Source organism: Streptomyces sp. NPDC055749 (assembly GCF_053617235.1).
The window spans coordinates 22,835-37,087 of record NZ_JBSHFH010000014.1 but is presented as its reverse complement, the minus strand read 5'-3'; the positions used below and the strand labels follow the sequence as shown (position 1 = coordinate 37,087).

Here is a 14,253-nt window from a genome sequence, read left to right as displayed (position 1 = left end):
GGTCACTTCTTACGGCCGCGCTTCTCGCGGACCCGGACCGAGATGTGGATCGGGGTGCCGTCGAAGCCGAACTCCTCACGCAGCCGGCGCTCGACGAAGCGGCGGTAGCCGTGCTCCAGGAAGCCGGAGGCGAAGAGCACGAACCGCGGCGGCTTGACGCCCGCCTGCGTGCCGAACAGGATGCGGGGCTGCTTGCCGCCACGGACCGGGTGCGGGTGCGAGGCGACGATCTCACCGAGGAAGGCGTTCAGGCGGCCGGTGGGAATGCGGGTCTCCCAGCCCTCGATCGCGGTCTCGATCGCCGGAACCAGGCGCTCCATGTGCCGGCCGGTGACGGCCGAGACGTTGACGCGAGGGGCCCAGGCGACCTGGGCGAGCTCGGTCTCGATGTCCCGCTCCAGGTAGTAGCGGCGCTCCTCGTCGAGGGTGTCCCACTTGTTGAAGGCGAGCACGATCGCGCGGCCCGCTTCCACGGCCATGGTGACGATCCGCTGATCCTGGATGCTGATGGACTCGCTCGCGTCGATCAGGATGACAGCGACCTCGGCCTTCTCCACGGCCGCCGCGGTACGCAGCGAGGCGTAGTAGTCCGCACCTTCCTGGAGGTGGACCTTGCGGCGGATGCCGGCCGTGTCGATGAACTTCCAGGTGATGCCGCCGAGCTCGATCAGCTCGTCGACCGGGTCACGGGTCGTGCCCGCCATGGCGTTGACGACGACGCGGTCCTCGTTGGCGACCTTGTTCAGGAGCGAGGACTTGCCGACGTTCGGCCGGCCGATCAGCGCGATACGGCGCGGGCCGCCGAGGGCGGTGCCGAACGTCTGCGCCGGGGCCTCGGGCAGCGCCTCCAGCACGGCGTCGAGCATGTCGCCGGTGCCGCGGCCGTGCAGCGAGGAGACCGGGTGGGGCTGGCCGAGACCGAGCGACCAGAGCGCGGTGGCGTCCGCCTCGCCGCTCTGTCCGTCGACCTTGTTGGCGCACAGCACGACGGGCTTCTTGGCCTTGCGGAGCAGCCGGACGACGGCCTCGTCGGTGTCGGTCGCGCCGACGGTCGCGTCCACGACGAAGACGACCGCGTCGGCCGTCGAGATCGCGTACTCGGCCTGGGCAGCGACCGAGGCGTCGAGCCCCAGCACGTCCTGCTCCCAGCCGCCGGTGTCGACGAGCTTGAAGCGGCGTCCGGCCCATTCGGCCTCGTAGCTGACGCGGTCACGGGTGACACCCGGCTTGTCCTGCACGACGGCCTCGCGGCGGCCGAGGATGCGGTTCACCAGGGTCGACTTGCCGACGTTCGGGCGGCCGACGACTGCGAGGACCGGAAGCGGTCCGTGACCGGCCTCACCGATCGCGCCCTCGACCTCCTCGGGGTCGAACCCCTCCTGCGCGGCGAGCTCCATGAACTCCGCGTACTCGGCATCGCCAAGTGCTCCGTGCTCGTGGTCCGAGCCGTCGGAGTGAATCTGGTCGTTCATGAAGTCCGTTCCTCTTTGCATCATCATCGATGGGCCGCTGTCAGCGCGGCCCACTACTCAAGTCTTACCTAGCGCCCGGTGAGGCGCCTGGCGTTTCCCAGGTGCGCGGTCAGCCGGCCCTGGATCCGTACGGTCGCCTCGTCGAGCGCCTTACGGGTCCGCCGCCCGCTGCCGTCACCCGCCTGGAAGGCGTCGCCGAAGACGACATCGACCCGGCTGCGCAGCGGAGGCAACGCCGATATCAACCGTCCCCGGCGCTCCGTGCTTCCCAGAACCGCTACCGGGACGATCGGCGCCCCGCCGCGTACCGCGAAGTACGCGAGCCCGGCGCGCAGGGAAGCGAAGTCGCCCTCGCCCCTCGTGCCCTCGGGGAAGATCCCGAGAACCCCGCCGTTCTCCAGTACGCCGAGCGCGTGGGTGATGGCGGTGCGGTCGACGGTCGTACGGTCCACTTTCAGCTGACCGATTCCGCGCAGGAACGGGTCGAGCGGGCCGACGAACGCCTCCTTCTTGATCAAGAAGTGGACGGGCCGGGGCGCGGTCCCCATGAGCATCGGTCCGTCGATGTTGTGCGCATGGTTCACCGCGAGTATGACGGGTCCGGCGGCGGGGACCCGCCACGCGCCCAGTACACGGGGCTTGAACAGCCCGTACATCAGCCCGACGCCGATCCCTCGCCCGACGGCCGCTCCACGCGGCGTGGGCGCCCCCGTGGCTTCGGTCACTTCGCGGCCCGCTTCTCCTCGACGAGGGTCACGACGCACTCGATGACCTGCTGAAGGGTCAGCTCCGTGGTGTCCACCTCGCACGCGTCGTCCGCCTTGGCCAGCGGCGAGGTCTTGCGGCCGGAGTCGGCCGCGTCGCGCTTGATCAGCGCCTCCTTGGTGGCGGCGAGGTCGGAGCCCTTCACCTCGCCACTGCGGCGGGCGGCGCGCGCCTCGGGGGAGGCGGTGAGGAAGATCTTGAGGTCGGCGTCCGGCAGGACGGTGGTGCCGATGTCACGGCCCTCGACCACGATGCCGTGCTCCGCTTCGGCGGCGATGGTCCGCTGCAGCTCGGTGATCCGGCTGCGCACCTCGGGGACCGCGCTGACCGCGCTGACCTTGGAGGTGACCTCCTGGGTACGGATCGGGCCCGCGGCGTCCTCGCCGTCGACGGTGATCGTGGGCGCGGCCGGGTCTGTGCCGGAGACGATGACCGGCTTGTCGGCCGCGGTCGCGATCTCTGCCGCGTCCCGTACGTCGATGCCGTTGTTCAGCATCCACCAGGTGATCGCCCGGTACTGGGCGCCCGTGTCCAGGTAGCTGAGCCCGAGCTGGGCGGCGACGGCCTTGGACGTGCTCGACTTTCCGGTGCCGGAAGGCCCGTCTATGGCGACGATAACCGCGGCCGGGGCGGTCGGGGCTGCGGCTGCTGCGGTTTCCACGGTGGTGGACACCTTCCTGGTACACGGGGCGGGCGGAGTCGGGCCACCGTCCAGGCAGCCACCCCCAAGGTTACCGAGTGCCGGGCGGGCCCTTGTACCCCGTGCGGTCCGGGCAGCTCACTGCCGGATCGACCAGCCCCTGTCCTTGAGCGCCGCACCGAGCGCCGGCGCCGCGCTCGGCTCGACCATGAGCTGCACCAGGCCCGCCTGCTGGCCGGTGGCGTGCTCGATGCGGACGTCCTCGATATTGACCCCGGCCCGCCCGGCATCGGCGAAAATCCCGGCCAGTTCGCCCGGCCGGTCACTGATGAGCACGGCCACGATCTCGTACGAGGCGGGGGCCGCCCCGTGCTTGCCCGGCACCCGGACCCGGCCCGCGTTGCCGCGGCGCAGGACGTCCTCGATGCCTTCGGTGCCCGCCCTGCGCTTGTCCTCGTCGCCGGACTGGAGGCCGCGCAGCGCCCGGACCGTCTCGCCCAGGTCGTCGGCGACCCCGGCGAGCACATCGGCGACGGGACCCGGGTTGGCGGAGAGGATCTCCACCCACATCCGGGGGTCGGAGGCCGCGATCCGGGTCACGTCCCTGATTCCCTGCCCGCAGAGGCGTACGGCCGTCTCGTCGGCCTCCTCAAGGCGGGCGGCGACCATCGACGAGATCAGCTGCGGGGTGTGGGAGACCAGGGCGACGGCCCGGTCGTGGGCGTCCGCGTCCATGACGACCGGTACGGCGCGGCAGAGCGCGACGAGTTCCAGGGCCAGGTTGAGCACCTCGGTGTCGGTGTCCCTGGTGGGGGTGAGGACCCAGGGGCGGCCCTCGAACAGGTCCCCGGTGGCCGCGAGGGGGCCCGAGCGCTCCTTGCCGGCCATGGGGTGCGTACCGATGTAGGGCGTGAGGTCGACGCCGAGCGCTTCCAGCTCGCGGCGCGGGCCGCCCTTGACGCTCGCGACGTCCAGGTAGCCGCGGGCGACGCCTTCGCGCATGGCGGTGGCCAGCACGGTGGCGGTGTGGGCGGGCGGCACGGCGATGATCGCCAGGTCCACGCGGCCCTCGGGGGCCTCGTCCGTACCGGCGCCGAGCGAGGCCGCGGTGCGCGCCGACGACGGGTCCTGGTCGACGAGGTGGACATGCACGCCGCGCCCGGCGAGGGCGAGCGCTGCGGAAGTGCCGACGAGGCCGGTACCGATGACGACGGCTGTTCTCACTGGGCGATGTCCTTGCGGAGGGCGCCGGTGGCGCCGAGGTAGACGTGGCTGATTCCGGCCTTGGAGAGGCCGGTCTCGACATGGGCGAGGATACGGACCACGCGGGGCATGGCCCCGTCGATGTCGAGCTCCTGCGCGCAGATCAGCGGTACGTCGACGATGCCGAGGCCGCGGGCGGCGGCAGCGGGGAAATCGCTGTGCAGATCGGGTGTGGCGGTGAACCAGACACTGATCAGGTCGTCCGCGACGAGGCTGTTGCGCTCCAGGATGGCGGTGAGCAGGGCGCCGACCCGCTCGTCCATGTGTCCGGCCTCGTCCAGTTCCAGCTGGACGGCTCCGCGGACCGCTCGTACCGCCACGTCGTACCCCTCGCTTCTTCGCCGGGCGCGCTGATGTGCGCCTTTTCATTTCAGCCTAGAGGGGCGGCGGGGCACGTGGTCACGCTGCTCTGTCCGTGAGACGAGGGGGTGGCCCGAAAAGCGTGCGGAGTGACACACCCGCCAGGTTGCTTCGCCAATCCGGTCCGTGCCGCCACGATCGTCGCCACAGGGAGTCCCCCACACGAGGAGAACCATGAACGCACGGCGAAGGACAGTCCTGACCGCGGGAGCGGCGGGCGCCGCGGCACTGGCGACGGGCTGCGGATCGTCCGGGGACGGCGGCGGGGACAGCACCACCACCCCGGCCGCCACGGTCCCGGAGACGGGCCGGACCACGACGCCGAGCGCCCCGGCGTCCGGGACGCCGGCTCCCGGTGGCGAGGAGCTCGCCAAGACCTCCGACATCCCGGTCGGCGGCGGCACGATCTTCAAGGAGCAGAAGGTGGTGGTGACCCAGCCGAAGGAAGGCGAGTTCAAGGCCTTCTCCGCGATCTGTACGCATGCCGGGTGCACGGTCTCGAAGGTCGCCGACGGCACGATCGACTGCGCGTGCCACGGCAGCAGGTACAGCATCGTGAACGCCGCCGTCGAAGCGGGACCGGCGCCGCGTCCGCTGCCCGCCGAGAAGATCACGGTGTCCGGAGCGAGCATCCGGCTCGCGTAAATCGCTGGCGCCGGCCACCCCCGTGGCACGTACGCTCGCGGGCATGATCACCCCCGAAGCCGAGGTTCTCGTCCGCGATCACACGATCTACTCGTGTGTGATGGGCTCCCGCGCCTTCGGGCTCGCGACGGCCGGCAGCGACACGGACCGGCGGGGTGTCTTCCTGGCCCCCACCCCGCTGTTCTGGCGCTTCGAGAAGCCGCCGACCCATGTCGACGGGCCGGCGGACGAGCAGTTCTCCTGGGAACTGGAACGCTTCTGCGAGCTTGCGCTGCGGGCCAATCCCAATGTGCTGGAGTGCCTGCACTCACCGCTCGTGGAGCGGGCCGACGCGACGGGCCGGGAGCTCCTCGACCTGCGCGGGGCCTTCCTGTCGCGGCTCGCCCACCAGAGCTTCGCCGGTTACGCCCTGGGGCAGCGCCGAAAGCTCGACGCGGACGTACGGCTGTACGGGGCGCCCCGCTGGAAGCACGCCATGCATCTGCTGCGTCTGCTCACGAGCAGCCGGGACCTGCTGCGTACGGGCCGGCTGACGATCGAGGCCGGCGATGCCCGTGAGGACCTGCTCGCGGTCAAGCGGGGCGAGGTCCCGTGGGCCGAGGTGGAGCGCCGGATGACCCGCCTGGCCGAGGAGAACGCCGAGGCGGTGCTCACCACCCCGCTGCCGCCCGGCCCGGACCGTGCCCGGGTGGAGGACTTCCTGGTCCGCACCCGCCGGGCCTCGGCGCCCACCTGACCGCCCCGCACGGTTCACGCGTCCCAGAGCGCCCCCAGCGACAGCAGATCGCTGCGGTACTCGATCCGCTCCGACCACTCCTTCGGCCACACCCCCGCCCCCAGGTGCGCTCCCGACAGCGCCCCCGTCAGACAGGCCAGCGAGTCGGAGTCGCCCCGAGTGCAGGCCGCCCTGCGCAGGGCGGTCAGCGGTTCCTCGGGGAAGAGCAGGAAGCAGTGCAGGGCCGTGGCGAGGGCCTCCTCCGCGATCCACCCGTCGCCGGTCACCTCGCACGGGTCGGTCTCGGGTGACGGATCACGCAACGCGTCCTGGACCTTCCCCAGAGCGGTCAGGCACTCGTCCCAGCCGCGCCGGATGTACGCCTCGGGCGAGGCATCGCCCGCGTACCGCCACAGGTCTCCCAGCCAGCGCGTCAGATAGCGGCCACTGTTCTCGTACGCGTAGCTGCGCAGCTGCCCGACGAGGCCCAGCGGCTCCGCCCCCTGGGCCAGCAGGAACACCGCGCGGGCCATCAGGTCGGAGGCGGCCAGTGCCGTCGGGTGGCCGTGGGTGAGCGCGGCCTGGAGCTGTGCGGCGCCTGCGCGCTGCTCGTCGCTGAGCCCCGGTACGAGGCCCACCGGCGCGACCCGCATGTTCGCCCCGCAGCCCTTGGAGCGGGTCTGGCTGGCCTCCTGCCAGGGCCGGTCGCTGTCGAGCAGCCGGCATGCCTGGAGGCAGGTGTTGCCGGGGGCCCGGTTGTTCTCCGGGTCGTGGTACCAGGTGATGAACTCCTCGCGCACCGGCCGGACAAGACCGTGAGGGGTCAGCAGTCCGCTGTCCATCGCGGTGCGGATGCCCCGCCCGAGCGCGAGCGTCATCTGGGTGTCGTCGCTGACGAACGCGGGGTTCGCCAGTGTCATCTGCCGCCACGGCCCGCACTTCGCGAGGATGGCCGGCACATCGTTGAACTCGGTGGGGAAGCCCAGCGCGTCGCCCAGCGCGAGGCCCATGAGGGCCCCCGTGGCAGCCTGTTTGGTCATCGTCCTCGTCACGATCATTCGGTTCGTCCTTCCGGGCGCAGGAGTGGAGGGTGCAGGGCGGCAGCGGTACCCGCCCGGTACAGGGCGGCCGGTTTCCCCCGTCCGCCGGTGCGGCGCGGCGATCCTTCGACGGCTTCGACGAAGCCGGGCGTGGCCAGGACCTTGCGCCGGAAGTTGGGGCGGTCGAGCTCGACGCCCCAGACCGTCTCGTAGACCTGCTGGAGTTCACCGAGCGTGAACTCAGGCGGGCAGAAGGCGGTGGCCAGGCAGGTGTATTCGAGCTTGGCGCCGATCCGGTCGTACGCGTCGGCGAGGATGCGCTCGTGGTCGAAGGCGAGGGCGCTCGGCTCCCGCGCGTCCCACCACTGGGCGCGGGCCGCGTCCCCGCCACCGCGCGGTTCGGGCAGGTCGGGCAGGAGCGCGGCGTACGCGACGGAGACGACCCGCATCCTGGGGTCGCGGTCCGGTTCGGTGTAGGTGCGGAGCTGTTCCAGGTGGAGTCCGCCCACGGTGTCCTGGGTGAGGCCGGTCTCCTCGGCGAGTTCGCGGCGGGCGGCCTCCTCCGCGGATTCCCTGGGCAGGATGAAGCCGCCGGGCAGCGCCCACTGTCCCTTGTACGGTTCCCCGCCCCGTTCCACGAGCAGGACGTGGAGCCGCGCCTCGCGGACCGTGAAGACGGCGAGGTCGACGGTGACCGCGAAGGGGACGAAAGCGTGGGGGTCGTAGCCCTCGGGGGCGGTGTTCATCGGCGCTCCGGGAGCGGGGCGGCGAAGTGCCAGCCCGTGGCGAGCAGGGTGTCCACGGCGGCCACGGCCGCCTTGAGACGTTCGGTATGAGGTCCGGTGAGTTCGATGAACTCACGTCCTGTCCTGGCGAGTTCGGCGCGGAAGCGGTCCGTCATCCAGGGCCGCAGCTCCTCGCCGTCGCGCAGCCCGTCGTCCTCGAAGGCGACGCCTTCGTGGTCGGTGAGCAGCCAGAGGTGGTGGGTGGCAAGGTCGGCGGTCCGCTCGACGAGCGGGTTGCGCCCGCCCACGTACCGCTCGTGCCAGACGGTGGTGGCGAAGGAGTCCGTGTCGCAGAAGAGGACCGGCGAGCCGGTCGCGGCGGCCGCGTCCTCCCGTTCGTTCTGGGCGCGGGCGATCAGCGGGAAGTCGTCCGTGGTGAAGACGACGTCCTCCCATTGCGCGCCGGGCTCCAGGCGGCGCAGCCCGGCCAGCTTCTGTTCGCTGAACTCCCGCCCGTACTCGTCGACACAGCCGGTCCGCGCCCAGACCCCTCCGCGTCGGCGGTAGTGCTCGGCGAGGGCTCGCGCCATGGTCGTCGTGCCGGTGGACTCGGCGCCGAGGACGACGATCCGGCGGGCGAGCGCGGCCCGTACGGGCGGTTCGAGGAAGTCCCAGCAGCCGACCGGGTCCTCGCGCACCGCGGTGCCGGAGACCGGGAACACAGTGCGGTCGGGGTCGACGCAGACGGATTCGGCGCCGAAGCGGCGGGCCAGCTCGTCGCCGTACGACTCCGAGGTGAAGACGGCGTCGACCCGTTCCGGGACGGCTCCGGTGAAGACGGCCATGTGGGCGTCCCAGACGGCCGGGTCGTGGAGGTCCATGCGGGTGTCGTCGACGGCGCCCACCACCGTCACATCCGGGTGCACCGCCCGCATCCAGGCGACCCGGTCGGCGAGGGGGACGGACTCCACCGAGGCGGCGCAGACCAGGACGGTCAGCCGTTCGCAGCGGTCCTGGGCGGTGCGGACGAGGTGGTGGTGGCCGGCGTGGGGCGGATAGAACTTGCCGAGCACCAGGCCGTGTTCGTAACGCTTCATGCCGCGACCCCCGCCAACTGCTGCTTCTCGGGGATCAGTTCACGGCTCCAGTTGCGCAGGCCGATCAGGCAGAGCGTAAGGAAGCCCATGTACAGGAGGGAGGTGAGGTAGAGCTCCTTGTACGCGTACAGCGGGATGTACACGACATCGGCGGCGATCCACAGCCACCAGGACTCGACGCGCTTGCGGCACTGCCCGTACGTCGCCATGAGCGAGAGCGAGGTGGTCAGCGCGTCCCAGAAGGGCACCGTCGAGTCGGTGGCCCGGGAGAGCAGCAGGGTCAGGGCGAGTGTCCCCACCGCCCCCGCCGTGAGCAGCCAGGTCCATTCGGTGCGGGTGGTGCCGCGCACCGGCAGGACGGACGTACCTGGTCCACCCCCGTGGGTCCAGGTCCACCAGCCGTACGCGGCGAGGGCGATGAAGACGATCTGGAGGCCGGCGTCGGCGTACAGGCCGGCCTGGGTGAACAGCAGGATGAAGAACAGGTTGTTGGCGATACCGATCGGCCAGTTGGCGAGATGCTGGCGGGCCACGAGCCAGACGCAGAGCGCTCCACTGCCGAAGCCCAGAACCTCGGTCCAGCTGACCGGCGTACCGAGGAACGTCACCAGGGGTTGCTGCAGGGGATCCAGAATGTCCGCGAGACTCACGCCCGCCTCCTTAATAGTCACTCTGACTATAAAGGCGGAACGGTGACAGCAAAAGGCCCGCGGCCGATTTCCTGTTCGGATACGAACAGGAGCCGGACGCGGGCCCTTCGAGGAGTGCGGTTACAGACCGACCTCGCGCATCAGCATGCCCACCTCGGTGTTGGTGAGCCGGCGCAGCCAGCCGGACTTCTGGTCGCCCAGCGGGATCGGCCCGAAGGACGTGCGCACGAGCCGCTCGACCGGGAAGCCGGCCTCGGCCAGCATCCGGCGGACGATGTGCTTGCGGCCCTCGTGGAGGGTCACCTCGACCAGGTAGTTCTTGCCGGTGTTCTCGACGACCCTGAAGTGGTCGGCGCGGGCGTACCCGTCCTCCAGCTGGATGCCGTCCTTGAGCCGCTTGCCGAGGTCGCGCGGGAGCGGGCCCTGGATGGCGGCCAGGTAGATCTTCTTCACCCCGTACCCGGGGTGCGTCAGACGGTGGGCCAGCTCACCGTGGTTGGTGAGCAGGATGATGCCCTCGGTCTCGGTGTCGAGGCGTCCGACGTGGAACAGCCGCGTCTCGCGGTTGTTGACGTAGTCACCGAGGTTCTGGCGGCCGTCCGGGTCGCCCATCGTGGAGACGACACCGGCGGGCTTGTTCAGCGCGAAGAACAGGTGCGACTGGGTCGCGACGGTCAGACCGTCGACCTTGATCTCGTCCCGCGTCGGGTCGACGCGCTTGCCCTGCTCGAGGACGATCTCGCCGTTGACCTCGACCCTGGCCTGCTCGATGAGCTCCTCGCACGCCCGGCGCGAGCCCATGCCGGCGCGGGCGAGGATCTTCTGCAGCCGCTCGCCCTCCTGCTCGGCGCCCGGGTGCGTCTTGGGCGTCCTGATCTCGGGCTTCTCCGCGTACCGGTCGCGGTTGCGCTGCTCGATCTTGGCGTCGAGCTCGCGCGGGCGGGACGGGGCGCCCACACGGCGTCCGCCCTTGCTCACGTGCTGTGCGGCCTTCGGGCCGCCCTTGGCGCCGCCGCGTGCCGCCGTACCGCGGCCCTTGCGGGGGCCGCCGTCGCCGCCCGGCTTGTCGTTGCCCACGTCGTAGCGGCGCTCCTCGGGGCGGGGCCTGCGGGGACGCTGCTCCTGCTGCTTGTCGTCGCGCTTCTCGTCACGCTTGTCGTCGCGCCCGCCGCCACGCCTGTCGTCGCGCCTGTCGTCGCGTCCGCCACCGGCCTTCGGCTGGAAGCCGCGGTCGTCGCGTCCGCCACCGGTCCTCGGCTGGGAGCCCCGGCCGGCGCCGGCACCCCGGTTGTCCCGGTTGCCGCCGCTCTTGCCGCCGCCGGTGCCGCTTCCGCTGTTCCTGCCACTGCTTCGCATCAAAATTCCGTCTTGTCGTGTGCGTGAGTATCCGGGGTGTCCGGTGCGTCCGGATCGAACGACGGCACACCCTCTAGCGTCTCAGCCTCGATCGCGTCCGCCTCCGGGAGGAAGGGCGCGAGCTCCGGGAGCTCGTCCAGGCCTCGCAGGCCCATACGCTCCAGAAAGTAGTTCGTCGTCCTGTACAGGATCGCACCTGTTTCGGGTTCCGCGCCCGCCTCCTCCACCAGGCCCCTCTGGAGGAGGGTCCGCATCACGCCGTCGCAGTTCACTCCGCGCACCGCCGAGACCCTGGAGCGGCTCACCGGCTGGCGGTACGCGACGACGGCGAGGGTCTCCAGAGCCGCCTGGGTGAGGCGGGCGTGCTGGCCGTCCAGGACGAAGCCCTCGACGGCCTCCGCGTACTCGGGGCGGGTATAGAAGCGCCAGCCGCCCGCCACGAGCCTCAGATCGAATCCACGGCGCTGCACGGTGTACTCGTCGGCCAGTTCCCGCAGGGCGTCCGCCACGGCCCTGCGGGGGCGCTGGAGCACCTTGGCGAGGTGTTCCTCGGTGGCGGGCTCGTCCACGACCATGAGGACCGCCTCCAGGGCGGGCTTGAGGTCGAGTCCTGCGACGGTGGCGCCCTGCCCGTCCTCGTGGCTCTGCTCACTCATGCCTGTACGTCCTCCGGTGTGTCCTGCGACTCGTGGATCTCCTGGTCGAACTCGTCCGTCACGGTGGGAACCGCGTCCTCACCGCCCGCCCAGCGCACGAGCAGATCACCGAGCGCCTCCTCCTGGTCGAGGGTGACGGCCTTCTCCCGGTACAGCTCCAGCAGCGCGAGGAAGCGGGCGACGACGGTGAGGGTGTCCGGTGCGTCCTCGGTGAGGGCGCGGAAATTCAGCTCGCCCGCCTCGCGCAGCCGCATCACGACGATCTCGGCCTGCTCCCGCACGCTGACCAGGGGTGCGTGGATGTGGTCGACGTACACCTGCGGCTTGGCCTTCGGCTGCATCGCCTTCACGGCCAGCCTGGCGAAACCCTCGGGTCCGATGCTGATGACGACCTCGGGCAGCAGCTCCGCGTGGTGCGGTTCGAGGCCGACGGTACGCGGGTGGCGGCGGGCCTCGGCCTCCAGCCTGGTCTGGAAGATCTCGGCGATCTGTTTGTACGCGCGATATTGCAGCAGCCGTGCGAAGAGCAGGTCCCGCGCTTCGAGGAGCGCGAGGTCCGCCTCGTCCTCCACCTCGGCGGTGGGGAGCAGCCGGGCGGCCTTGAGGTCCAGCAGGGTCGCGGCGACGACGAGGAACTCGGTGGTCTGGTCGAGGTCCCAGTCCGGGCCCATGGCGCGGATGTACGCCATGAACTCGTCGGTGACCTTGGAAAGGGCGACCTCGGTCACATCGAGCTTGTGCTTGGAGATCAACTGGAGCAGAAGATCGAAAGGGCCCTCGAAGTTCGCGAGCCGCACGGTGAACCGCTTGTCGCCGGCCTCACCTGCCTCACCGGGCTCGGCGGGGACCGTTTCGCGCGGCGCTTCGGGCACTTCGCGGGGCGCTTCGGGTACGGGGGCGGGCGCGGGTTCACGTACGGATGCGGGTTCACGTACGGATGCGGGGACGGCTTCCGCGGGCTCGGCCCCCACCGCGCCCGGCCCGCGGCCGAGGGTACGGCGGGGCGGGCGGGCGGCGTCGTCGGTCGTCGGCATCGCGGTCCAGGGGTGCGGCGGGGAGACGGGCGGGTGGTGGCCCGTACCCGGGGCCGGGCCACCCGGTCGGCGGCCCTCCCGGGCAGGCTACCTGCGCCGTTCCGCTCAGCGACCGCGCAGTCGCCGTACGAGGATGCTCGCGTCGCCCCGCGACTCCAGGTCGGCGAGTACGACAGCGACGGCCTCGCGGACGATGCGCCCGCGGTCGACCGCGAGCCCGTGCTCGCCGCGCAGGACCAGCCGGGCGTGTTCGAGGTCCATCAGTTCCTCGGCCGACACATAGACCGTGATCTTCTCGTCGTGGCGCTCCCGGCCGCTGGGCCTGCGGTTCGCACCACGTCCGCCACCACGCCTGCGCTGCTGCTGGACGGCGGGCACGGGTTCCTGCGAGGACGGGGGCCGGGACACGGCGCCGGGCGTGCCGGCCGCCGCGGGACGGTCGGCCTCTCCGCCGCGGCTGCGCGGCTCGCTCCCGTCGGCCTCGGCCGCCGAGTGCTCCTCACGGGAGGGGGCGGCCGAACCGCTCCCCGCCCCTGCCGGTCCCCCGCTCTGTCCCGGCGTGTCCGTCCGGGAGTCGCTCTCCCCGGCCGGCGCCGGCACGCGTGCCTCACCGTTCGCCTTGCGTCGCCGTTCCGCGGGTGAGGAGGACTGGAGGCCCATTCCCCCGGTCGTACGGAACAGTTCGTCGGCGCCCGGAAGACTCACTCGGCGTGACACCGGGCGAGCACCTCCCTGGCGAGCTGGCGGTAGGCGGCGGCGCCGACCGAGTTGGAGGCGTACGTGGTGATGGGCTCACCGGCGACCGTGGTCTCCGGGAAGCGCACCGTGCGTCCGATGACCGTGTGGTAGACGTGCTCGTCGAATGCCTCGACGACGCGCGCGAGGACCTCGCGGCTGTGCACGGTGCGGGAGTCGTACATGGTGGCGAGGATGCCGTCGAGCTCCAGTTCCGGGTTGAGTCGCTCCTGGACCTTCTCGATGGTCTCGGTGAGCAGGGCCACGCCTCGCAGCGCGAAGAACTCGCACTCGAGCGGCACTATCACCTTGTGAGCCGCCGTCAGGGCGTTCACGGTGAGGAGACCCAGCGAGGGCTGACAGTCGATCACGATGTAGTCGTAGTCGGCCATCAGCGGCTTGAGCGCGCGCTGCAGGGTGGACTCGCGGGCGACCTCGCTGACCAGCTGTACTTCCGCGGCCGAGAGGTCGATGTTGCTCGGGAGCAGGTCCATGTTGGGCACTGCGGTCTTCAGCAGGACCTCGTCGGCCGACATGCCCCGCTCCATGAGCAGGTTGTAGACCGTCAGGTCGAGCTCCATCGGGTTGACCCCGAGGCCGACCGACAGGGCACCCTGCGGGTCGAAGTCGACGAGCAGGACGCGTCGTCCGTACTCCGCGAGCGCCGCACCCAGGTTGATGGTCGACGTGGTCTTGCCGACGCCGCCCTTCTGGTTGCACATCGCGATGATCTTCGCGGGGCCGTGAGAGGTCAGCGGGCCCGGGATCGGGAAGTACGGCAGCGGGCGGCCCGTCGGACCGATCCTCTCGCGGCGCTGGCGCGCGGCGTCGGGTGCGAGCGTGGCCGCGTACTCCGGATCGGGCTCGTACTCGGCGTCGGGGTCGTAGAAGTGCCCCTCGGGCACCTCGGCGAAGTCGGCGAAGTGGTCGGACTTGCGACCACTCTCGTTGCCGGCCGTGGCGTTCACGTGTAGGCCGTCCATCATCTGGGGGGCTGTCGTCATGTGCTGGTGGGTGGCGAAGGTGCGGACAGCGACGGAGCCGACAGCTTCGAGCCCGATCGGGCTCAGACCCCGTGCGGGCATCCCTGGTTGACCACC

At 71.1% G+C, this 14,253-nt stretch carries 16 protein-coding genes; 2 read left to right on the top strand and 14 right to left on the bottom strand.

Going from position 1 to position 14,253, the window contains the following annotated elements; genetic code table 11:
• Positions 1 to 2 precede the first annotated feature (2 nt).
• The 5 genes from der to aroH all read right to left on the bottom strand — a co-directional run bounded on the left by der (position 3) and on the right by aroH (position 4,460).
• Positions 3 to 1,472: a ribosome biogenesis GTPase Der gene (gene der, locus ACWGO0_RS13230; protein ID WP_453532615.1), complete on the bottom strand. Its 1,470-nt coding sequence runs from the start codon at positions 1,470 to 1,472 to the stop codon at positions 3 to 5.
• A 68-nt stretch (positions 1,473 to 1,540) separates the two neighbouring features.
• A complete protein-coding gene (locus tag ACWGO0_RS13225; protein ID WP_453532612.1) occupies positions 1,541 to 2,197 on the bottom strand; it encodes a lysophospholipid acyltransferase family protein in 657 nt (218 codons plus the stop codon).
• The gene (gene cmk / locus ACWGO0_RS13220; protein ID WP_453532609.1) at positions 2,194 to 2,910 is read right to left on the bottom strand and encodes a (d)CMP kinase; all 717 of its coding nucleotides are present in this window, start codon (positions 2,908 to 2,910) and stop codon (positions 2,194 to 2,196) included. The genes ACWGO0_RS13225 and cmk overlap by 4 nt, the downstream gene beginning before the upstream one ends.
• Before the next feature lie 105 nt (positions 2,911 to 3,015).
• Complete coding sequence (locus tag ACWGO0_RS13215; protein ID WP_453532606.1) at positions 3,016 to 4,101, bottom strand: prephenate dehydrogenase; 1,086 nt, start codon at positions 4,099 to 4,101, stop codon at positions 3,016 to 3,018.
• Complete coding sequence (gene aroH / locus ACWGO0_RS13210; RefSeq protein WP_453532603.1) at positions 4,098 to 4,460, bottom strand: chorismate mutase; 363 nt, start codon at positions 4,458 to 4,460, stop codon at positions 4,098 to 4,100. The genes ACWGO0_RS13215 and aroH overlap by 4 nt, the downstream gene beginning before the upstream one ends.
• A gap of 214 nt (positions 4,461 to 4,674) precedes the next feature.
• Between aroH and ACWGO0_RS13205 the strand changes: the two genes are divergently transcribed.
• On the top strand, positions 4,675 to 5,145 hold the full coding sequence (locus tag ACWGO0_RS13205; RefSeq protein ID WP_453532600.1) for a Rieske (2Fe-2S) protein: 471 nt from the start codon (positions 4,675 to 4,677) through the stop codon (positions 5,143 to 5,145).
• A gap of 43 nt (positions 5,146 to 5,188) precedes the next feature.
• Entirely contained in the window at positions 5,189 to 5,881 is a 693-nt protein-coding gene (locus ACWGO0_RS13200) for a nucleotidyltransferase domain-containing protein (RefSeq protein WP_453532597.1), read from the top strand.
• Between the two features lie 14 nt (positions 5,882 to 5,895).
• On the opposite strand, the gene ACWGO0_RS13195 is transcribed toward ACWGO0_RS13200, so the two are convergent.
• From ACWGO0_RS13195 to ACWGO0_RS13155, 9 genes are all read right to left on the bottom strand, one after another.
• The gene (locus ACWGO0_RS13195; protein ID WP_453532595.1) at positions 5,896 to 6,918 is read right to left on the bottom strand and encodes an ADP-ribosylglycohydrolase family protein; all 1,023 of its coding nucleotides are present in this window, start codon (positions 6,916 to 6,918) and stop codon (positions 5,896 to 5,898) included.
• Positions 6,915 to 7,646, bottom strand: a complete 732-nt coding sequence (locus ACWGO0_RS13190) for an NUDIX hydrolase (RefSeq protein ID WP_453532592.1) — start codon at positions 7,644 to 7,646, stop codon at positions 6,915 to 6,917. Before ACWGO0_RS13190 ends, ACWGO0_RS13195 begins: the two co-directional genes overlap by 4 nt.
• Entirely contained in the window at positions 7,643 to 8,722 is a 1,080-nt protein-coding gene (locus ACWGO0_RS13185; protein ID WP_453532589.1) for an AAA family ATPase, read from the bottom strand. Before ACWGO0_RS13185 ends, ACWGO0_RS13190 begins: the two co-directional genes overlap by 4 nt.
• Positions 8,719 to 9,372 carry a nicotinamide riboside transporter PnuC gene (gene pnuC / locus ACWGO0_RS13180; protein WP_453532586.1) on the bottom strand — a complete coding sequence of 218 codons (654 nt, stop codon included), beginning with the start codon at positions 9,370 to 9,372 and terminating at the stop codon, positions 8,719 to 8,721. Before pnuC ends, ACWGO0_RS13185 begins: the two co-directional genes overlap by 4 nt.
• 120 nt (positions 9,373 to 9,492) lie before the next feature.
• Positions 9,493 to 10,728, bottom strand: coding sequence for a pseudouridine synthase (locus ACWGO0_RS13175; RefSeq protein ID WP_453532583.1), 1,236 nt, complete (start codon positions 10,726 to 10,728; stop codon positions 9,493 to 9,495).
• Positions 10,728 to 11,384, bottom strand: a complete 657-nt coding sequence (gene scpB, locus ACWGO0_RS13170) for an SMC-Scp complex subunit ScpB (protein ID WP_453532580.1) — start codon at positions 11,382 to 11,384, stop codon at positions 10,728 to 10,730. The genes ACWGO0_RS13175 and scpB overlap by 1 nt, the downstream gene beginning before the upstream one ends.
• Positions 11,381 to 12,418 (bottom strand): segregation and condensation protein A, encoded by a 1,038-nt coding sequence (locus ACWGO0_RS13165; RefSeq protein WP_453532578.1) that lies wholly within the window; start codon positions 12,416 to 12,418, stop codon positions 11,381 to 11,383. The genes scpB and ACWGO0_RS13165 overlap by 4 nt, the downstream gene beginning before the upstream one ends.
• A 105-nt stretch (positions 12,419 to 12,523) precedes the next feature.
• Complete coding sequence (locus ACWGO0_RS13160; protein ID WP_453532963.1) at positions 12,524 to 13,123, bottom strand: hypothetical protein; 600 nt, start codon at positions 13,121 to 13,123, stop codon at positions 12,524 to 12,526.
• Positions 13,120 to 14,238 carry a ParA family protein gene (locus tag ACWGO0_RS13155; protein ID WP_453532576.1) on the bottom strand — a complete coding sequence of 373 codons (1,119 nt, stop codon included), beginning with the start codon at positions 14,236 to 14,238 and terminating at the stop codon, positions 13,120 to 13,122. The genes ACWGO0_RS13160 and ACWGO0_RS13155 overlap by 4 nt, the downstream gene beginning before the upstream one ends.
• Positions 14,239 to 14,253 lie beyond the last annotated feature (15 nt).